This is a genomic window from Phenylobacterium sp. (assembly GCF_004799395.1).
Classification (GTDB): domain Bacteria; phylum Pseudomonadota; class Alphaproteobacteria; order Caulobacterales; family Caulobacteraceae; genus Phenylobacterium.
The window spans coordinates 1-19,996 of record NZ_SSMZ01000019.1; the positions used below are offsets into that span (position 1 = coordinate 1).

The window sequence follows — 19,996 nt, forward strand, 5'->3', positions numbered from 1 at the left end:
GCTCCGTCCGGCGTTTCTGGTAGACCGCGACCCAATCCTGAGCCGGCTGATGCAGGAAGGCGTCGAGAATGGTCTGCATCATCGACGAGGTGGCCGCGCCGGTCTGCTGGTTGGTGAGCACGATGACGCCGACGTGCTGTTCCGGCAGCAGGGACACGTAGCTCACCATGCCGATGATTGCGCCGGTATGTGTGACCCTTAACGCGCCGTCGTAGTCCTCGATCATCCAGCCCAGACCGTAGTTGCGGAATCGCGTCTTGGGCGCCGCCGCCGACTCGGCGACCGGGATGATCGTCTGCGGCGTCCACATCTCCTTGTGCCGGGCGGCGCTGAAGAGAAGCGAGCCATCCGGGAACTGACCGCCGGCCAACTGCAGGTTCGCCCACGCGGCCATGCCGCTGGCGTTGCACTCGATCGATCCTGCCGGGTCGTAGGCGGTGCTGGGATCCGGCTCGAGCTCGGTCACCTTGCCGTCGATCTCCGCATGAGGCGCTGCGACGTTGCGGTTCCCGGCGGTGAGCGTCAGGGTCGCCGCGCAGCCGGTTCCCAGCCGGTCCAGGATCTTGGTCTGGACGTACTGCTCCCAACTGACCCCGGTGATCTTCGGGATCAGCTCCCCGGCGACGATGTAGAGCAGGTTGTCGTAGGCGTATTTGGACCTGAAGCTGGAGGCCGGCGGCAGGTAGCGCAGGTTGTGGATGATTTCATCCCGCGTGAAATCGCTGACCGGGAACAGCATCAGGTCGCCTGACCCCAGGCCCAGGCCGCTCCGGTGCGTGAGCAGGTCCCGCACCGTCAGTTCGCGCGTGACGTAGGGATCGTAGAGCCGGAAGCCCGGCAACAGGTCGGTGACCTTGTCGTCCCAATGCAGTTTGCCTTCGTCCACCAGCGTCGAAAGCGCCGCCACGGTGAAGGCCTTGGTGTTCGAGCCGATGCCGAACAGGGTGTCGGCGTCGACCTTGTCCGGCTTTCCGGTGGCCCGGACGCCATAGCCCTTGGCGAACAACACCTTCCCGTCCTTGACGACCGCCACCGACATGCCGGGCACCGAGAACGTCTCCAGGATGCGCGCGGCGAGCCGGTCGATGTCCTGCGGCTGCGCCCCGGCCGGCAGGCTGGGCGGCGCAGCGGCCGTCGCGGCCCAACCGGGCGACGCCACGGCGAGCCCCAGCACGCAGGCCAGTGTCCCGCCGGCGAGGCGCCGGCCCATCCTCGATGCGGTGCGTAGAACGTCCATGGTGATCCTGCGGTCTGGGGCTCTAGCGAGGCGCCGGCTGGGACTGAAGATGCCGGGCGAAGAAGTCGTCGGTGGCGTGGAAGAACCGGTTCCAGGAGTCCGCGCGGAGCAGGTCATGGATCTCGTCGGGCAGGATGATCTGCTCGAACTCGACGTTGTGCTGACGCAGCGCCTCGACGATCTCGACCGTCTGGGAGAACGGCACGTTGCGGTCGTCGTCGGCATGTATCAGCAGCACCGGCGACTTCCATTTGTCGATGGCCCCCATCGGCGAAGACTGAAGGGCAAGTTCCGCCGCGCCCTTGGCCGACCCCGGACCGAGGCGGCCCATGGCGCTCCAGTCGTGCACCCCCGCGTAGTCGACGCCGGCCGCCAGCAGGTCGGAATGGCGCGAAAGGCCCAGCGCCGTCATCAGTCCGCCGTAGCTGCCGCCCCAGATGCCGATGTGCGCGGCGTCGACGTCGGGACGCGAGGCCAGATATTTGGCCGCGCCGACGATGTCGTTGTCCTCGCTCGCGCCCTTGGCTCCGAAATTCTTCGCCTCGCGGAAGTCGAGGCCGTAGCCGCTGCCGCCGCGGTAATTGACCGAGAGGACCACGTAGCCCTCGTTGGCCAGATACTGGTTCAGGCCGTACATGTAGGCGTAGGCGTCCATCGGATGCCAGCCGAGCAGCATCTGCCGGGTCGGACCGCCATGGAAGAAGAGGATGGCGGGGCCCCGGGACGGATGTCCCGCAGGCGGCAGGAACAGCTGGGCGTGGACCTTCACGCCGTCGGGCGAGTCGAAGATCACCTGCTTGGGTTCGGTGAGCCGGGCCGCCGGGAATTCCGCCGGCATGGCCGAGGGCGCCAGCTCGACCGGCTGGCCCGAGGCGGCCAGTGAAACCGGCCGGATCGGTTTGCGCCAATCGCCGTGCAAGGCGACCACCTGACCGGCGCTGGTCACCGCCGGACTGTCTTCGACGGTCGCGCCACGCGTCAGCTGGCGGGGCGCCGTGGCGCCCGCCGCGAGCTCCCAGACGTGCCGGTGATCGATGTCGCCCTCGTTGGAGGAGTAGACGATCCGCTTGCGGTCGGCGCTGAGGCTGGCGCTGAACACCTCGAAATCGCCATGGGTGAGCCGGGTCGGCTCGCCGCCCGCAGGCGAGACCGAATAGAGCTGCATCCAGCCGCTGCGCTCCCACGGGAAGACCAGCCGGCCGTCGGCGGTCCACATCAGGGTCTTCTCGACTTCCAGCGAATGGAACGCGCTTCCCGGCCCCGGGTTGGCGGTCCAGATGGCGTTCGCCGTCCCCGTGGCGGGGTTGCCGACCCAGAGCGACCAGGGCTGGGCTTCACGGCTGTCGGCGAACAGGCCCGCATGGCTGGTGGCGATGCGGACGAAGGCGACGCTTCGGCCATCGGGAGACCAGGTGGGGGCCATGTCCCGATCGACGCTCGGACCGAGCCAGGTGATGGTCTTGGCGGCGAAGTCGTAGACGCCGACGAGGCTGTGGTCGCCGCGCGAACTTGCGAACGCCAGCTTCCCTCCGTCGGGTGACCAGGCAATCTGCCCACTCCGCCCGCGATCGTGGATCAGCTGCGTCGGTTGCCCGCCGGCCGCCAGGGGCGCCAGCCAGATCTGATCGGCCTGGACGTACGCGACGGCGCCTCCCCGCGGGGAGACGGCGGCGGAGTGCCCGGGCCCGATCCGGCGCGGCGCGGTCCCGTCGACCGAGGCCACCCAGACCTCCTGGCCGACGGCCCCCGAGGGAAGGCTGTGGACGTTCACCGGGCCGCCGCCCTCCAGGCTGCCGCCGCGCGAAAAGACGACCTGGCGACCGTCGGGCGTCCAGTCCAGTTCGCCCATATCGACGCCGTCGTCGCCCGTGAAGGCGCTGATCGGATGCGCCGTGAAGGCGCCGTTCGCACCCGGCTCGGCGACCCAGACGTTGCGGCTACCGTCCTTGTCGAAGACCCACGCCACTCGGCCACCCTGCGCGGCGGCGACCAGGCTGGAGGGGAACGGCGCGCTGAGGACCTGTTCGATCGTGAAGTCGTGGGCCAGGGCGCGGGGCGCGGCGTTCGCGTGCCACGGCGTCAACATGGTCGCGGCGGACAGAGCTGCGGTGAACAGGCGCGCGGCGCCGGGAAGCTTCAACATCATTGGAAACCTTCAAGGATTGATCGGTCTGCGCCGCGGGCCGGCGCGAGGTTCTCGGCGTTCATAAGAGAGCTCGGAAGACGTGCCATCCGGCCCACAGGTCCTGCGCGACGCATCCGAGGGACTTGTAGGCCGTGACCTGCGTGGCGGACTGACGGCCCTCGATCTTGCCCGCCAGCACCTCGCCGATCTCGCCGGCGATGTGGCTGTCGTCGATCCGTCCGGACTCGACGGCCCGGCGGAATTCCGTCCCCTGGGCCAGCACATTGGCGCGGCTGTCGGCGAAGTAGCGGGCGCGTACGACAAGGTCGTCATCGACTTCGGTGGGGCCCAGCCGGCTGGAGCCGACGATGTTCACGTGGGCGCCGTCCGTCAGCCAGTCACCCGCCAGGATCGGCTCGGCCGAGCCGGTCGTCGTGCAGACGATGTCGGCCTCGGCGACGGCGGATCGCACGTCCGCGGCGACCTCGATCTTGAAGCCGTCGTTGGCGCCGAGCTCGGTGGCCAGTCTTTGCGCGTGCTCGCGATTGCGGCCCCACACCACGATCCGGCTCAGGGGTCGGACGGCAGAGATCGCCCGGATGTGGGCTTCTGCCTGCTCGCCAGTCCCCAACACCGCGAGCCGATCGGCGTCGGGCCGAGCCAGCACCTCAGTGGCCAAGGCGCTTGCCGCGGCAGTGCGGATCCGGGTGATCTCCCCGGCGTCGAGCACGCAGACGGGCGACCCGGTCACGGGATCGAAAAGCACCACCACGCCCTGATGCGCCGGAAGGTGGGAACCCGCCGGTTGGCTGAAGGCGCTGATCAGCTTGGCGCCGAACCGGTCGTCGCCGATCACGCCGGGCATGATCCCGAACGCGCCCCGCCCGCTGACCAGCGGCAGGATCTGCCGCGGCGGCTGGTTGATGCCGCCGCTCGATACCGCGAGCATCGCCTCGCGCATCAGCGGTGTGCAGGCCTCGAAGGTCAGGACCCGTCTGATTTCCTTGCGGCCGATGAACCGGGGTTCCATGGCGGGGCCTCAATAAGCGATGTTCAGGGTGATCAGGCGTAGGCTGATGACGAACCAGATCGACGCCAGGCACGCGGCGGCGATCGCGACGCTTGAGACCTTGGCCCACCAGCTTCGTGCTGGATCGGCTAACACCGTCCCGACATTCATGAGCGGCGCGACCGTCCCGGCCACGCAGACCACGCCGAGCAGCTGGATCAGTCGAACGATCCAATCGCCGCCGCTGGATGCATGCCCCCCTTGAGTGAGGAGCCAGTACCAGAGGTAGCCGAAGGCCAGATACCCGCAACAGACTGCCCGGGTCAGCCTGTAGAGCGTGGCCGCGCGCCCGGACAATTCAAAGCCCTGGCCGTATCGCTTGCGGATGATGGCGGCCAGCGGCCAGGCCAGCGCCGCGATCGCCAGAATTGCGGCGCTCACGTACAGGAGCGGCAGGTTCCAGGCCGCCGACAGGGCGGCCGGCACGGGCTGGAGCGCCTCCACCGGCGGATAGTCGTCGCGCATGATCAGGCTGACTTTGCCGTCTCGGACAACCGCCGCCATGCGGCTGGCGCTGCCGATCGCCTGGTATTGGAACGGTCCGATTTCGCGCCAGCGCTCGAGCTGATGGTTCACGCCGCGATAGGACGAGACGGTGACGATGCCATCCTTGTCCGAGGAGACCTTGGTCTGCCCCAGGAGGAAGCTGCGAATACGCGTCCAGCTGGCCTCCGACCGTCCGGTGTCGAGGTAGTCGCCGGACAAGGTCTGGCCATCGGCCCTGGCGGTCGCCCAGGTGGGCGGCTCCGCAGCCTTGGGCGCCGGGAAATACCGGTTCGTGAAGCCTCTGAAAACCGAGGTGCGGAGCCCGCTGCCCAGCGATCCGGCCCCGCCTGTGCCGGCGCTGTTCAGCGAGATGTAGAGGCCGACGTGGTCGTCCAGAAAGAGATGCAGGTCGCTGTGGAACAGGCCGGTGTCCCCGGCGTGGCCGATCACCCGGTGTCCGTTGGCGGGTTCCTGGTAGAATCCAAGCGCCATGCCGGGCAGTTCCGGGACGGGCTGGAACTGCAGGCTGTGCATGTATTCCGCCGTCTTGACGCTCAGGATGCGTTGGCCCTGATATTCCCCGTCCTGCAGGTGGGCGATCATAAAGTGGCTCAGGTCCGAACCGGTGGTCGCCAGAGCGCCCGCCGGCGGCATCTGGACGAGCTCGTACGGACCCGGGTGACCGGAGCCCGTCCGGTAGCCCTTTGACATGTTCGCCGACCAGCCCTTCGGCAACGGCTGGTCGAAGGTCGAATGCATCATGCCGAGCGGGGCAAAGATGTGTTGCGCGACGTAGTCCTCGAACCGCTCTCCGGACACGCGCTGCACGATGTAGCCGGCAAGAGACGCGCCGTAGTTCGAATAGGCGGGCGTGGTCCCGGGCGGGAAGATCCGCGCGGGCATCGCGACCTCGCCCATCCGGCTGAGAGGCTTGAGGTGTTTGAGATCGGGCGGGAAAAGGTCCTTGGAGGCGTCGGCGAACCCCGCTGAATGGGTCATCAGCTGCCGCATGGTCATCGGCTTGCCGTCGTAAGGCGGGACCTTGAAATCGAGGTACTGATTGATATCGGCGTCGAGGTCGATCTTGCCCGCTTCCACCAGCTGCATGACCGACGTCCAGGTGAACAGCTTCGAAATGGAGCCGGGGCGGAACAGCGTTGTGTCCGGATCGACCGGCCGCCCCGCCTTGACGTCGGCAAGACCGTAGCCCCGTTCGAACAGCGGCTGCCCGTCCTTGACGACCACAATGATGACGCCGGCGATATCGGCGCGTTCCATCTCTGAGGGCAGCATGCCGTCGAAATAGGCCGCAACGTCCTCGGCTGTGAGCGCGTGTGCGCTCGTCGGCGCGGAAGCCGCGGCCCCGCCTGCCGCGTGGGCCCCAGGCGACAAGGTCGCGGGCGACTGGCTCGCTGGCGCGGCGGCGAAACCACCAAGCGCGACGAACATCGCGCCCACTGCGGCGATCCTTGAGAGCGGATTCATCGCCGGCCTCAGTAGGCGATGTGCAGGGTGATCAGGTGCAGACTGAGGGCGAACCAGATGAACGCCAGCGCCGCGGTGGCGATCGCGACGCTCGAGACCTTGGCCCACCAGCTTCGCGAGGCGTCGGCGAAGACGGCCGCGACGTTCGCCAGGGGTGCGATCGCGCCCACCACGCCCACCAGACCGACGAGCTGGATCAGCCGGATGATCCCGTCATTGGCGCTGCTCAGCCATTGGCTGCCCTGGTGCGACATGAACCAGAACCACAGGCCGGCGAAGGCCAGGTCTACCAGGCAGACGGCCCGGGTCAGCCGGTAGAGCAGCGCCGCACGGCCGGTCAGCTCGAAGCTGTGGCCATATCGTCTGCGGATGATCGCCGCGGCAGGCCAGCTCACCCCGGCGATCGTCAGGATTCCCGCGGTGAGGTAGAACAGCGGCACGTTCCAGGTCGCCGACATCGCCCCAGAGACAGGCTGAAGAGACAGCACGGGAGGCTCGTCGTCGGTCATGACCCTTGTCACCTTGCCGCCCTCGACGACGGCCGCCATCCGGCTGTCGCCGCCGACTTCCTGATACTGGAACGGTCCGACCTCGCGCCAATGCTTGGGTCGGTTGTTCACCCCGCGGAAGGCAGAGACCGTCACCACGCCGCTCCCATCGGTGGTGATCTTCGCCTGGCCCAGCAGGAAGCCGCCGATCCTCAACCAGCCGGAGTCGGAGCGCCGGCTGTCGATATAGTTGCCCGCGAGCGTCTGACCGTCGGCTTTGGCGTCCTTCCAGGTCGGCAGGGCAGGCGCCGGTGCGGCGGGGAAATAGCGGTTCGTGAAACCCTTGAACACCGTCGCGCGGATGGTGTGCGCCGCGCCCATGCTGCCGGCGCTGTTGAGGGAGATGAACAGGCCGACGTGGTCGTCCAGGTACAGATGCATGTCGCTGTGGAACAGGCTGGTGTCGCCGGCGTGGCCGATCACGCGATGGCCGTTGCCGGGCTCCTGATAGAAGCCGAACGCCATGCCGGGAAGCGACGGAACCGGCGCGAACTGCAGGCTATGCATGGTCTCGGCCGTCTTGGCCGCCAGGATGCGCTGCCCCTGGAATTCTCCGTCCTGCAGGTGGGCGATCATGAAGCGGGCCATGTCCGACCCGGTCGTCGCCATCGAACCCGCGGGCGACGGCCCGACGATCTCGTAGGCGCCCGGCGGGCTCGAGGCCACGCGGTAGCCCTTTGACATGTTCGCCGACCAGCCGGCCGGGAGGGGCTGGACGAAGGTGGAATGGGACATGCCGAGGGGGCTGAGAATGTGGTGGGCGATGTAATCCGCGAACGGCTCGCCGGAGACACGCTCCACGATGTAACCGGCCAGGGCGGCGCCGTAGTTCGAGTAGGCCGGCGTCGTTCCGGGCGGGAAGATGCGCGCCGGCGTGGTCCCGTTCAGAGTCGCGCCGAGGCTTTTCAGGCGCTTGGGGTCGGTGAAGATGAGATCCTTGGCCGCATCGGAAAACCCGGGCGAATGGGTCATCAGATTGCGCATGGTGATGGGCTTGCCGTCGTAGGGCGGGATCTTGAAGTCCAGGTACTGGTTGACGTCGGCGTCGAGGTCGATCTTGCCGGCCTCGACCTGCTGCATGACCGCGGTCCAGGTGAACGTCTTCGAAATCGAGCCAGGCCGGAACAGGGTCTTGTCCGGATCGACCGGCTTGCGCGCCTTGACGTCCGAAAGGCCATAGCCGCGCTCGAACAGGGGTTGCCCGTCCTTGACGATGACGATCACCGCGCCGGCGATATCCGCGCGGCTTATCGCGTCGGGCAGCAGTCCGTCGAAATAGGCCGCGGCGTCTTCGGCCGTGAGCGCATGTCCGCTCGTCGGCGCCGGAGCGCTAGCGCTGGCCTTCGCATCCGAGCGCGGCGTGGGAAGGGAAACGACAGGGCCGGTCGCCAGGGCCGTAGGCGATTGGCTCGCCGGCGACGGGGCGAAGCCACCCAGGGCCAACACCATCGCGCCCAGCGCGGCGTACCTTGAGAGTGAGTTCATCCTGCAAGCCCCTTCGAACAGCGCAATACCCGAAACGTTCAACTCGAGACCGGGAGCTCGTGACCTGGAGCGCTTCGGCGACATCGGAGCAAGTCCGCTCCGACGGCTGGCTTGGATGCTCGTCGCTGCCCGATCCGCCTGTCTTCCCCCGCGTCGCGCGGCCCACCGGCCGGCGTCACGATCAGTTCACACGATTTCTCTTTTCGCAAGCTGTTTCCGGTTTAGATATATTGCCGCTCTCTGGGAAACTTGGACCCTGCTGCGGCCCGGCCTCTCCGGCGACGCGCGCGGGCGGGTTGGACCTCTCGACCCGGCGCGTAGTAGAGTGTGAAAAGCAGATGTGGAGCTGAGCGCGCGTGAATACTAAAGCCAAGCCGGGGTCGGTCCTGAAAAGCCTGAGGCTCGCTAACGGCTGGACGTTGTCAGAGGTCAGCCGGCGAACTGGCCTGCCCGTGTCGACGCTGTCCAAAGTCGAAAATGACAAGATGTCGCTCAGCTACGACAAATTGGCTCGGATCAGCCGGGGACTTGAGATCGATATTGGTCTGCTGTTCTCCTCGGAAGCGACGCCACCCATCAGCTTAGCCACCGGCCGTCGCAGTATTAGTCGCGCAGGCGAGGGCCGGATCATCGAAACTGACACCTACGTCACGACCTACTGCGCGACGGATCTGCTGAACAAGCGGTTCGTGCCTCTCATCGCTGAGATACACGCCCGCACCAAATCAGATTTCAGCGAGATGATTCGGCACCCCGGCGAGGAATATGCCTTCGTACTTGAGGGCACGGCCGAACTGCATACGGACCTCTACGCGCCTGTGACGCTGGAGACGGGCGATTCTATCTATTTCGACAGCGGGATGGGGCATATCTACCTGAACGTCGGAGAGGGCCGCTGCCGCGTCCTGTCAATCTGCTCGGGCGACGAATCCCAACTCATCGCCGCTTCAGGCGGCCAGGAGGCCGCGCCGGCGAACGACCCGCCGCTGAAAGCCGTCAAGTCGGTCAAGGCGACCAAGACCCTCAGGCCAGCGGATCGTCGACGCGCGGGTAGAAGCTGAGGTCGGATTTCTTGACGTAGGGCAGGCTTGCGAAATCCATCTGGATAGCGCCGGGCGTCGCCGCCCGGATCACCTTCGCCGCGATCGGCGCGAAGCCGCCATAGAAGTGCTGGCTCGACTTCACCGCGACAATCTTCTTGTCCTGCAGGTCGAGGCCCAGGCCGGTGAAGGCGTCGGGCGAGAAGACCTGGGTCCGGATGGATGAGAGCACCACGTCGATTCCGTCCACTGCGATCCAAACCGACAGCCCCATGTGCGATCGCGAGGTGCCCAGGCCCGCCTGGTCGTGACGTTCGCGGACCCCGCGAACCGTCGCCTCCACGTCCAGCGGCTGGCCGGACGCCAGTCCGGACTTGCCGCCGATCCGAAGCTTCAGGCGGGTCCCGACGCCCGCGTCCGCGCAGGCCCCCGCGGCCATGGGATCCCAGATCGCCCCCAGCGCGGCAGACCCGATCCCGCGGTCCAGCATCGCTTTCAGGAGGCTCGTGTTGTCGCCGGGCGCGCCGCCTCCGGCATTGTCCGCGGTGTCGGCGACCACCACCAGCCCAGGGGCTTCCAAAGCCTCGGTAAGCGCCGCCTCGACGCCGGGAAACCGCGGCAGCAGCGCGTCGCGGGCGGCGTAGATTTCGAGGCCGACCTGCGCGCTCAGCCGCGCCGCAAGCTGCGCATCGCCGTCCGTGATGACCAGCACCCGTGAGCCGGTGTCGGGCGTGTCCCCCCAGGGAAAACCATGGGCGAAACTCACCGAGAGGACGCCGGGCTGGCGCTCGATCTCCCCGAAGCGCTCGACAAACGACGCCATGGGCTCCTGGGTGGTCGGGTAGAAGCCCACCATCCGGCAATCGAACAGGGCCGAGGTCGGCCGCACCTCGCCGCGGGCCTTGCCAAGGCACAACTCGTAAAGCTCGGCCCCGCGCTCGAGATAGTCATCGTGCGGATAGTGCTTCATCAGGATCACGGCGTCCGCGGCTTCGACGAGCGCCGGCGTCAGATGGCAATGGGGATCGAGTTCCACGCCGATCACCGCCGCCTCGCCCGCGACCTCGCGCGCTCGGCCTACGAGGTCGGCCTCGCAGTCATCGCACCCGGTCGACACCATGGCGCCGTGCAGGAAAAGCAACACGACATCGAACGGCCCTTGAGACCGCAGCGCGGTGAGGATCTCGTCGCGAAAGCCCTCATAGACCGACTGCACGATGGGCCCGGAAGGCTGCGCCCAGGTGAACAGGCTGGCGGTGAATTCGTGCCCATCGCGCGCGCACAAGTCGCGCCACAGCTGCGCCGTCTGGTGGTCGGCGCCCCTGCCCTCCAGTACCGCGGCGCCCCGCCGGACCCCGCCTTCCTCGAAGGCCCTGGCGCCGGTCGGCCACGAGGCGAAGGTGTTTGTCTCGTGCTGTAGTCCGGCTACCAAGACCCGCAATCCCAGTCTCCTAGATTTCGGTTGTAGAAAACGGTTTTCAGATATGCCAAGTCGTATCGGACCCTGGTGACCGATTCAACTGATGATGACCACCTCCAACTCCGATGGCTTCACGGCCGGGGAAGCGCCCTGGCCGCCCTCGTCCCGCGCATGGTGGGCCGTCGGGGTGTTTTGCATCGCCGCGGTGCTGTCTTACAGCGATCGGCAGATTCTGAGCCTGCTGGTCGATCCGATCCGTGCGGACCTGCACGCGACAGACGTACAGATCGGCCTGTTGCAGGGCGCGGCCTTTGCACTGATCTACGCCGTGGCGGGCGTAGGGCTCGGCCGCGCCGCCGACGTCCTCCCGCGCCGGCTGGTGATCGTCGCGGGCATCGTCATCTGGAGCCTCGCGACGGTGGCGTGCGGCTACGCGGCGTCGTTCGGGAGCCTGTTCGCCGCGCGGGCGGCCGTCGGAATTGGTGAGGCCGCCTTGGCGCCGGCGGCGATGTCGATCATCACCGACAGCTTTCCCGTAAACCGCCGCGGCGCCGCCACCGGCACATTCCTGATGGGCATGATCGTGGGCGGCGGCGTGGCGCTGGCGCTCGGCGGACTCATCCTTCAGGCCGCGGAATCCGGGGCGCTGCACAGCCTGCCGATCGTCGGCGAGCTTGCCCCCTGGCGCGCCGGGCTGGTGATCCTGGGCCTGCTCGGTCTGCCCGTGGCGGCGCTGGCGCTGACGGTCCCCGAACCCAGGCGCCGCCACCTGATCGCCGGCGTCGCCGCCACGCCGGTCCCGCTCCTCGACGCGGCAAGGCGCCTGGCCCTGCTCTGGCCGGTCCTGCTGCCCCTATATGCCGCGATGGGCCTGAGCAGCCTCTGCGACTTCGCCATCCTGAACTGGGTCCCGACGTTGTTGTCGCGACGCTTCGGCGTCGGCGTGGCGGAGATCGGCGGCGTGCTGGGCGCGGTGGTGATCGTCGGCGGCGTATTGGGCTCGGCAGGCGCCGGGATCGTCGCCGACCGAATGGTCAAGCGGGGCGGCGCCTCCTCCCGCCTGCTGCTCGCCGTTGGCGCCATGCTCGGCGGCGTGGTCAGCACCCTGTTCGTCCTGGCGCCGCTGCCGGCGGTGATCTTCGCCCTGGCCGGAGTGTGGATCTTCGCCTCGACCACAGGCCAGTCGGTCGGAATCACCGTCCTGCAGGAGCTGGCCCCCGGAGACGCCCGCGGGCTCAGCGTCAGCATCGTCTCGCTGATCAATATCGGTCTCGGCCTTGCGTTGGGCGCGGCCCTTCCGGCGCTAATCCTTGAACACGTCCTCCACAATCCCACCGCGGTCGGCGCTGCGATTACAGCGGTTGCGTTTCCCGCGGCCATCCTTGCGACCTTGCTTTACCGGACCGCCCTGGCAGCCGCCCGAAAGATCGACATGACATGAGTACGACCATCGCCGACGTTGTCGTTATTGGCGCCGGGATCGCCGGCGCCTCGGTCGCCGCTGCGCTCGCTCAGACGCAGAAGGTGATCGTCCTTGAGCGCGAAGCCTTTCCCGGGATGCATTCGACCGGACGCTCGGCGGCGCTCTTCTCCGAGATCTACGGAAGCGTGCCAATCCGCGCCCTCTCCCGCGCGAGCCGCAACTTCCTGTATTCACCGCCAGAGGGCTTTGTCGACGCGCCGATCGTCCGCCCGCGCGGCGCCATGCATATCGCCTCGGCGGCGCAGCTGGCGAGGCTGGAAGCCTTCTGCGCCTTGCCGGATGTGGCCCCGGCGATCCGCCGCCTGACCGCCGCCGAAGCGAGCGCCCAATGCTCGGTGTTACGGGGAGACTATGTCGCGGCCGCCGCGGTCGAAACCGGCTCCGCCGACGTCGACGTCGACGTGCTGCATCAGGGCTGGCTCCGCCAGGTCAAGGCCAGGGGCGGAGAGCTGGTCGTCAACGCGGAGGTCGTTCGCCTTTCCCGTCAGGGCTCGGGATGGCTCGTGGAGACGCCCGACATTCAGATCGAAGCCAAGGTCGTGATCAACGCGGCCGGAGCATGGGCCGATGTGATCGCGCGGCTTGCCGGCGTCAGGACCGTAGGTCTCCAGCCAAACCGCAGGACGGCGCTGATCGTTGCTGCGCCTGACGGGTCGAACAGCGACGAATGGCCGATGGTGATCGACGTCGACGAGCAATTCTACTTTCGACCCGACGCCGGCGCCCTTCTCCTGTCCCCGGGAGACGAGACGCCTTCGGAGCCCTGCGACGCACAGCCCGACGAGTGGGATATTGCGACCGCGGTCGACCGAGTGCAGACGGCGACGACCCTGGAGGTCCATCGCATCCGCCGCAGCTGGGCCGGCCTTCGAAGTTTTGTCGCCGATCGCAGTCCCGTGGTCGGCTTCGCGCCCGATGCGCCCGGCTTCTTTTGGCTCGCGGGCCAGGGCGGCTACGGCATCCAGACCGCGCCGGCCATGGGCGCGCTGGCGTGCGCCCTTGTGCTGGGCGAGCCGGCGCCTGACGACCTGGTGCGGTTTGGCGTGAGCGCCTATGATCTTCGCCCGGATCGCTTCACGGAGAGCTTGGCGACGGCCCAGCGCGACTGAATAAGTCGGCGTTCAAGGCCTCGTCGGATCAGATGTGAATCGCGTGCCCGAGCGCCTTCAGGGCGCTCTCATGCACCGCCTCGCTCAGGGTCGGATGGACATGGATGATGCCCGCGACGTCCTCGAGGACCGCACCCATTTCCATCAAGGTGGCGAACTGGGCGGACAACTCCGAGACGTGGCGCCCGACAGCCTGGATACCTAGGATCCGGTGATCCGACTTGCGCGCCACCACGCGGACGAAGCCGCCGTCACCGCCGGCGTCCATGGAGAGCGCGCGGCCATTGGCCTGGAAGGGGAATTGCCCGACGACCAGCTCCACCCCGCCGGGCGCTTCGTCCGGGCCGATGCCGACGCTGACGATCTCGGGCTCTGTGAAGCAGACGGCCGCGATGGCCACCGGGTCGAAGCGGCGACGCGCGCCGGCGATGATCTCGGCCACCATCTCGCCTTGTGCGGACGCCTTGTGGGCCAGCATCGGCTCGCCGACCAGGTCGCCGATCGCCCACACGTTGGTGGTCGAGGTGGCGCATCGGTCGTCCACCTTCACGAACGGCCCCTCCATCGCCAGGCCGGTGGCGTCCAGGCCCCATCCCATCGTGTTCGGCCGCCGTCCGACGGTGACAAGGATGCGATCCGCCGGCAGGGCGAGCCGCTCGCCGGCCGCGGCCTCGATGGCCAGCGCGCGTCCGCCATGGCCGAGGGCCTTGGCGCCCAGATGCAGGGTCACGTCATGCCTGTCGAGCCAGCGGCGCACAGGCTCAACGAGCTTGACGTCGTAGAGCGGCAGGATGCGGTCCTGCAGTTCCACGATGGAAACCGCGGATCCCAGCTTGGCGTAGGCGATGCCCAATTCCAGGCCGATGTAGCCGGCGCCTACGACCACCAGATGCTTCGGGACCTGCGAAAGCGATAGCGCCTCCGTGGACGAAATGACCGGGCCGCCGAAGGGTAGAGCGGCCAGTTCCGCTGGCACGGAGCCTGTGGCCAGGATCACGTGTTCGGCCGTGACCTCGATCGGGCCCTCCGCGCCGGCGACCGTGCAGGTCTTGGCATCCGAGAAGGTCGCCCAGCCGGACAACACCTTGACGTTGGCGCGCTTCAGCAGGCCGGCGACCCCATTGCTCAGCCTGTCGACGACGCTCTCTTTCCATTCGACGGTCTCGTTGAAATCAAGCCTCGGCTTGGACTTCAGGTGGATGCCGAACCGTCCGAGGTCGGCCGCCTGCGCCATCTCCGCATAGAGGCCCGCGGCGTGGATCAGGGCCTTTGAGGGGATGCATCCGCGGATGAGGCAGGTGCCGCCCAGGCGGTCGGCTTCGACCAAGACGGTCTCGAGCCCGAGCTGACCGGCGCGGATCGCGGCGACGTAGCCGCCGGGACCGCCGCCCACCACAAGCACCTTCGTCTTGAGGGTCTGCGGCATGTTCAATCCACGAAGATGAGTGCGGGATGCTCGATGCGCCGCTTGAGCTGCTGAATGAACCGGGCGGCGTCGAAGCCATCGACGATCCGGTGATCGAAGGACGACGAGACATTCATCATCTTCCGAACGACGACATGCCCCGCCTGCACCACGGCGCGTTCGACCAGCTTGTTGGGCCCGATGATCGCCACTTCCGGGTGGTTGATCACCGGGGTCGCCGCGACGCCGCCGAGGGCCCCGAGGCTGGTCACGGTGATCGTCGATCCGGTGAGCTCATCGCGCGTGGCGCTGCCGTCCCGGGCGGCGGCCGTGACGCGGGACAGTTCCGCCGCGCAATCCCACAGGTCGCGCGCCTCGGCATGGGCGACCACCGGAACCATCAGTCCTGCCGGCGTCTGCGTCGCAATGCCGATGTGGACCCCTTCCGACCTGTGCAGGACTCCGGCCTCGTCGTCATAGCGCGCGTTGATCTGCGGGAAATCCGGCAGGACGCCGACCAGGGCGCGCATGAAGAAGGGCAGCAGGGTGAGCTTCGGCCGACCGTCCGTACGGCCGGCGTTGAGTTCCTCGCGAAGCCCTTCCAGCTCGGTGAGATCGAATTCCTCGACGTAGCCGAAGTGCGGGATCCGCCGCTTGGCTTCCTGCATCTTCTCGGCGATCCGGCGGCGCAGCCCGAGGATGCGAACCTCCGTCACGCCGGCTTTCGGCGCGTAGCGCGCGCCCTGACCGTTCGCCGGACTGCCGCCGGCCACATGGGTGTCGAGATCCTGCGCGGTGATCCGGCCTGCCGGACCTGTGCCCGCGACGAACTGCAGGGGAATCCCCAACTCATGCGCCCGCGCTCGGGTCGCCGGGGACGCGAGCGGGGCATCGCCGGGCGGCCCAGCGGACGTGACGCTCGGCGGCCCGGCCAACTTGGCGTTCGCCATCGGCGCCACGGCCGGCGCAGCCGCCTCTGTCGGCTTGGCGGCCGCTGGCGCTTCGGCGGCCAGCGTCGGGGCGGCCTCGCCGGCGCCTTCGACTTCGATCTCGACCAGCACCGAGCCCACCGGCGCCATCGCCCCCGGTTCGCCGTGCAGCGACACGATCACCCCCTCCACCGGGGAGGTCATCTCGACCGTGGCCTTGTCAGTCATCACATCGACCAACGCCTGGTCTTCCTGGATCCGGGCGCCGGCCTGGACGTGCCAGGCGACGATCTCGGCCTCGGCGACACCCTCGCCGACATCGGGAAGGCGGAAGAGAAACCGGCCCATTCCCTAGGCCTCCAGGGTTCGGATCAGGGCGGCGGCCAGGCGTTTGGGGCCGGGGAAATAGTCCCATTCGAAGGCGTGCGGATAGGGTGTGTCCCAGCCGGCGACCCGCTCGATCGGGCTCTTCAGATGGTAGAAGCAGCGCTCCTGGATCAAGGCGGAGAGCTCACCGCCAAAGCCGCCGAACCGGGAGGCCTCGTGCAGGATCACGCAGCGGCCGGTCTTGCGCACGGACGCGACGATGGTCTCGATGTCCAGCGGCACGATGGAGCGCAGATCGATCAGCTCCGCGTCGACCCCGCTCTCGGCGATGCCGGCCTGCGCGACGTGGACCATGGTGCCGTAGGCGATCACGGTGACGTCAGCGCCCTTCCTTACGAGGGCCGCCTTGCCGAGGGGAACGGTGTAGCGGCCCTCGGGAACCTCGGCGCCCGGCTCTCCGGCCCAGACCTTGAGCAACTGGTCGTACCGGCCGTCGAAGGGGCCATTGTAGATCCGCTTGGGCTCCAGGAAGATCACCGGGTCGTCGTCCTCGATCGCCGCGATCAGCAGGCCCTTTGCATCGTAGGGATTGGAGGGGATGACGGTCTTGAGGCCGGTGATGTGGGCGAAGATCGCTTCCGGACTTTGACTGTGGGTCTGGCCGCCGAAGATGCCGCCGCCGTAGGGCGCACGCACCGTGATGGGCGCGAAGAACTCGCCGTTCGAGCGATAGCGCAGCCGCGCCGCTTCAGAGACCAGCTGGTCGTAGGCCGGCAGGATGTAGTCGGCGAACTGGATTTCGACGATGGGCCGCAGGCCGTAGGCGCCCATGCCGATCGCGGTTGCCACGATGCCGCCTTCGGAGATCGGCGCATCGAAGCATCGGGTCAGCCCGTGCTTCCTCTGGAGCCCTTCGGTCACCCGAAAGACACCGCCGAAATAGCCGACGTCCTCGCCGAAGATCAGCGTGTCGGGGTCTTCGGTCAGCATGACGTCGAGCGCGGAGTTCAGCGCCTGGATCATGTTCATCGTCGGCATGTCAGATTCCCAGCTCGCGCCGCTGTTCGATCAGACGCCAGTCGGGCTCCTTGAAGACGCCCTCGAACATCTCGCGGACGCTGGGCTTGGACTTGCCGAGGCACCCCACGGCCTCGCCTTCCTTGACCGCCGCGCGGACGGCCTCGGTCAGTTCGGCCTGCAAAGCCTGGTGGCGCGTCTCGTCCCATTCGCCCAGCGCGACCAGGTGCTGCTTCAGCCGCTCCACCGGATCGCCCAGCGGCCATTTCGCCGCCTCGCCCGCCGGGCGGTATTTACTCGGATCGTCGCTCGTCGAGTGACCGCCTGCGCGGTAGGTGAAGAGCTCGATCAGAGTGGCGCCGCGGTTGCTTCGCGCCCGCTCGGCGGCCCATTCGGTGGCCGCCCAGATCGCCAGGAAGTCGTTTCCATCGACCCGCAGGCCCGGCAGACCGTAGGCCAGGGCCTTGGCCGCGAAGGTCGTGGTCTCGGCTCCGGCGATGCCGGAGAAGCTGGAGATGGCCCACTGGTTGTTGGTGACGCACAGGATCACCGGCGCTCGATAGACGCTGGCGAATGTGAGCGCCTCGTGGAAATCGCCTTCGGCCGTCGTGCCCTCGCCGATGTAGCCGATCGCGATCTTGTCATCGCCTTTGAACGCCGACGCCATGGCCCAGCCGACCGCGGCGCCAAACCGGCTGCCGACATTGCCGGACAGCGAATAGAAGCCGTACTGACGGGCGGAGTAGAGGATCGGCAGCTGTCGGCCCTTGAGCGGGTCCTGGGCGTTGGAGAAGATCTGGTTCACCAGGTCGACCAGCGGATAGTCCCGCGCCATCAGCCAGCTGACCATCCGATAGGTGGGGAAAGCCATGTCGTCGCGGCCCAGCACCATCGACTGGCATGCCCCGATCGCCTCTTCGCCTTCCGACTTCATGTAGAAGCTGGTCTTCCCCTGCCGGTGCAGCCGGAAGAGGCGCTCGTCGAAGGTGCGGGTGAGCAGCATGGCGCGAAGCCCCGCCCGCAACCTGTCGGCGCTCAGGTTCGGGTTCCACGGCCCGACGGCGCGGCCGGCGTCGTCGAGCACCCGGATCAGGCCGTAGGGCAGGTCCCGAAGGTCGGCCTCGGGCGCCGACATGTCGGGCCTTCGAACCGTGCCCGCCGGCGGGATCTCCAGATGGTCGAACGTCGGCTCGTCGCCCGGGCGACCTGGCGGCGTGGGGATGTGCAGTTGGAGCTTGGGCGTATTCGACATCATGCCCCGATCGTCGGCGGTGCTGACCGGTTCACCAGGGCGTGGCCGGGGTAGGATGGACTTGGGCCGCCCAGCTCCTCGGACCGAGGCGCGGCCCACGGGTTGCGCCGGGTCTCGCGACGATCAGAGGCGGAAAGATTTGCGGCCGTCAGCCGGGCCGTCAGATGATCGTCGACCTCAGCTCTGCCCAGGACGACCACGTCTGCGGGCCGCAGTCCGAACGCGCCATCGAGCGCCTGCAGGCGCTCGACCAAGGACTCTGCGTCGCCAGAAGGGGCCGAGAGACCCGGGGGCTGGTCCCCAAACTCGTCCCTCGTGACCACAATCCTGCAGCCCCGCTCGCCGTCCAGCAGGACATAGCCAAAGATGCTGCGGAATGGATTGCGGCGGCCGTCAAGCGATGCGCCGACGACCGCCGCCAGCCGCGGAACTGCCGGCGGCCTGGCGCCGGGAAGTTGAAGGACCCGGCTCAACAGGGGCCGCAGATTCAGCAGCGGTTCTGAAGCGGACCGAACCCGGCCGGTCCGAGGCAGGGCTGAGGCGCCCTCCCCGCCCGCAATTCGCGGGGCCCAGGCCGTCAGCTCGCCGGCGACGTGGCGAAACACGCCCTGGTCCTCGTCGACCAGCGCCCAGCCGGGTTGCTCCCCATCGAAACGAACCAACTGCACCCGTGACTCTCCGAGCCGGACATCGATGGAGAGCAGGATAGGCGCCGGCGCGGACTAGGTTTTCGCGTTCTTCGGCTATTGCCGCGCTCAAGCGCATCGCTCAATATGCCGCGGAGGTGTTTTGTGGATAATTCTAACCCCGATCTCGATGAGATAGATTTGCGCATCCTGGATGCGCTGCAGAAGGATTGCTCCCTCTCCACAAGTGATCTCGCCGAGGTGGTCGGGCTTTCGCAGTCCCCCTGCTGGCGACGACTGTCGCGCCTTCGGGAGGCGGGCTACATTCGCGCCCAAGTGGCGCTCCTGGATGCCGAGAAGCTCGGCATCAACACCATGGTTTTCGCCAGCGTCCGATTGTCCGCACACGGTCGCGCCAACCTTACAGAGTTCTCTGAGGCGATCCGCCGGTTCCCCGAAGTTGTTGAATGTCATGCTATTATGGGACCGTTCGATTTCCTCCTGCGCATCATTACGCGCGACGTGAGAGCCTATGAGCAGTTTGTCTTCGGTCGCCTATCGACCCTGCCCACGGTCCAGGAAATCAACTCCACGATGACGCTTTCTGAAATCAAATCGACGACTGCCCTGCCGCTACGGGCGCGCTGAACAAGGGCCGCGCCGAATCGGCGTGCGGCTCTGGGCATAGCGGCCGGCCAAGAGTCCAGAAATGCCGGCTTTGACGACTTAAATAATCTAACAATCGATGTTTTGCGCTGTTGAAATTCCCGGGCATTCGGCCGAGTTGTATGGGACGGGAGGAACGTCGTCAGGCTTCCTGAAAGGATGTTTTGATGGCGCCACAACTTGGGTTCGGCCTTGGCGAGACGGCCGACGCGATCCGGGAGACCACGGCCCGCTTCGCCGCCGACAAGATCGCGCCGCTCGCGGCCGAGATTGACGAGACCAACAGC

General features: G+C 67.5%; 15 protein-coding genes and 1 pseudogene. 6 read left to right on the top strand and 10 right to left on the bottom strand.

Annotated features, from left to right (window positions below; translation table 11 throughout):
* The 5 genes from E8A12_RS01425 to E8A12_RS01445 form a co-directional block, all read right to left on the bottom strand.
* Positions 1-1,237, bottom strand: a 1,237-nt coding sequence (locus E8A12_RS01425) for a serine hydrolase domain-containing protein (RefSeq protein ID WP_293365970.1), incomplete at its 3' end; no start/stop codon positions are given.
* A gap of 22 nt (positions 1,238-1,259) precedes the next feature.
* A complete protein-coding gene (locus E8A12_RS01430) occupies positions 1,260-3,383 on the bottom strand; it encodes a prolyl oligopeptidase family serine peptidase (protein WP_293365971.1) in 2,124 nt (707 codons plus the stop codon).
* A 58-nt stretch (positions 3,384-3,441) separates the two neighbouring features.
* A complete protein-coding gene (locus E8A12_RS01435) occupies positions 3,442-4,392 on the bottom strand; it encodes an ornithine cyclodeaminase family protein (RefSeq protein ID WP_293365972.1) in 951 nt (316 codons plus the stop codon).
* A gap of 9 nt (positions 4,393-4,401) precedes the next feature.
* The gene (locus E8A12_RS01440) at positions 4,402-6,402 is read right to left on the bottom strand and encodes a serine hydrolase domain-containing protein (RefSeq protein ID WP_293365973.1); all 2,001 of its coding nucleotides are present in this window, start codon (positions 6,400-6,402) and stop codon (positions 4,402-4,404) included.
* Between the two features lie 8 nt (positions 6,403-6,410).
* Positions 6,411-8,435 (bottom strand): serine hydrolase domain-containing protein, encoded by a 2,025-nt coding sequence (locus E8A12_RS01445; RefSeq protein WP_293365974.1) that lies wholly within the window; start codon positions 8,433-8,435, stop codon positions 6,411-6,413.
* Positions 8,436-8,791: 356 nt separating this feature from the next.
* On the opposite strand from E8A12_RS01445, the gene E8A12_RS01450 reads away from it, so the two are divergent.
* On the top strand, positions 8,792-9,496 hold the full coding sequence (locus tag E8A12_RS01450) for an XRE family transcriptional regulator (RefSeq protein WP_293365975.1): 705 nt from the start codon (positions 8,792-8,794) through the stop codon (positions 9,494-9,496).
* Here E8A12_RS01450 and E8A12_RS01455 read toward each other — a convergent pair.
* Complete coding sequence (locus tag E8A12_RS01455) at positions 9,459-10,916, bottom strand: M81 family metallopeptidase (RefSeq protein WP_293365976.1); 1,458 nt, start codon at positions 10,914-10,916, stop codon at positions 9,459-9,461. The genes E8A12_RS01450 and E8A12_RS01455 overlap by 38 nt on opposite strands.
* 82 nt (positions 10,917-10,998) lie before the next feature.
* On the opposite strand from E8A12_RS01455, the gene E8A12_RS01460 reads away from it, so the two are divergent.
* Entirely contained in the window at positions 10,999-12,336 is a 1,338-nt protein-coding gene (locus E8A12_RS01460; protein ID WP_293365977.1) for an MFS transporter, read from the top strand.
* Positions 12,333-13,487 (top strand): FAD-binding oxidoreductase, encoded by a 1,155-nt coding sequence (locus E8A12_RS01465; RefSeq protein ID WP_293365978.1) that lies wholly within the window; start codon positions 12,333-12,335, stop codon positions 13,485-13,487. The genes E8A12_RS01460 and E8A12_RS01465 overlap by 4 nt, the downstream gene beginning before the upstream one ends.
* 28 nt (positions 13,488-13,515) lie before the next feature.
* On the opposite strand, the gene lpdA is transcribed toward E8A12_RS01465, so the two are convergent.
* The 4 genes from lpdA to E8A12_RS01485 are packed head-to-tail and all read right to left on the bottom strand — an operon-like array spanning position 13,516 to position 18,420.
* A complete protein-coding gene (gene lpdA / locus E8A12_RS01470; RefSeq protein WP_293365979.1) occupies positions 13,516-14,913 on the bottom strand; it encodes a dihydrolipoyl dehydrogenase in 1,398 nt (465 codons plus the stop codon).
* A gap of 2 nt (positions 14,914-14,915) precedes the next feature.
* Positions 14,916-16,169 carry a dihydrolipoamide acetyltransferase family protein gene (locus E8A12_RS01475; RefSeq protein WP_293365980.1) on the bottom strand — a complete coding sequence of 418 codons (1,254 nt, stop codon included), beginning with the start codon at positions 16,167-16,169 and terminating at the stop codon, positions 14,916-14,918.
* A 3-nt stretch (positions 16,170-16,172) separates the two neighbouring features.
* A complete protein-coding gene (locus tag E8A12_RS01480) occupies positions 16,173-17,186 on the bottom strand; it encodes an alpha-ketoacid dehydrogenase subunit beta (RefSeq protein WP_293365981.1) in 1,014 nt (337 codons plus the stop codon).
* A 1-nt stretch (position 17,187) separates the two neighbouring features.
* Entirely contained in the window at positions 17,188-18,420 is a 1,233-nt protein-coding gene (locus tag E8A12_RS01485; RefSeq protein WP_293365982.1) for a thiamine pyrophosphate-dependent enzyme, read from the bottom strand.
* Positions 18,421-18,581: 161 nt separating this feature from the next.
* Here E8A12_RS01485 and E8A12_RS01490 point away from each other — a divergent pair, with 161 nt between their 5' ends.
* From E8A12_RS01490 to E8A12_RS01500, 3 genes and pseudogenes are all read left to right on the top strand, one after another.
* Positions 18,582-18,920: a hypothetical protein gene (locus tag E8A12_RS01490; protein WP_293365983.1), complete on the top strand. Its 339-nt coding sequence runs from the start codon at positions 18,582-18,584 to the stop codon at positions 18,918-18,920.
* Between the two features lie 288 nt (positions 18,921-19,208).
* A complete protein-coding gene (locus E8A12_RS01495) occupies positions 19,209-19,691 on the top strand; it encodes an Lrp/AsnC family transcriptional regulator (protein WP_293365984.1) in 483 nt (160 codons plus the stop codon).
* A gap of 185 nt (positions 19,692-19,876) precedes the next feature.
* Positions 19,877-19,996: pseudogene (locus E8A12_RS01500) on the top strand (isovaleryl-CoA dehydrogenase); the annotation flags it as partial.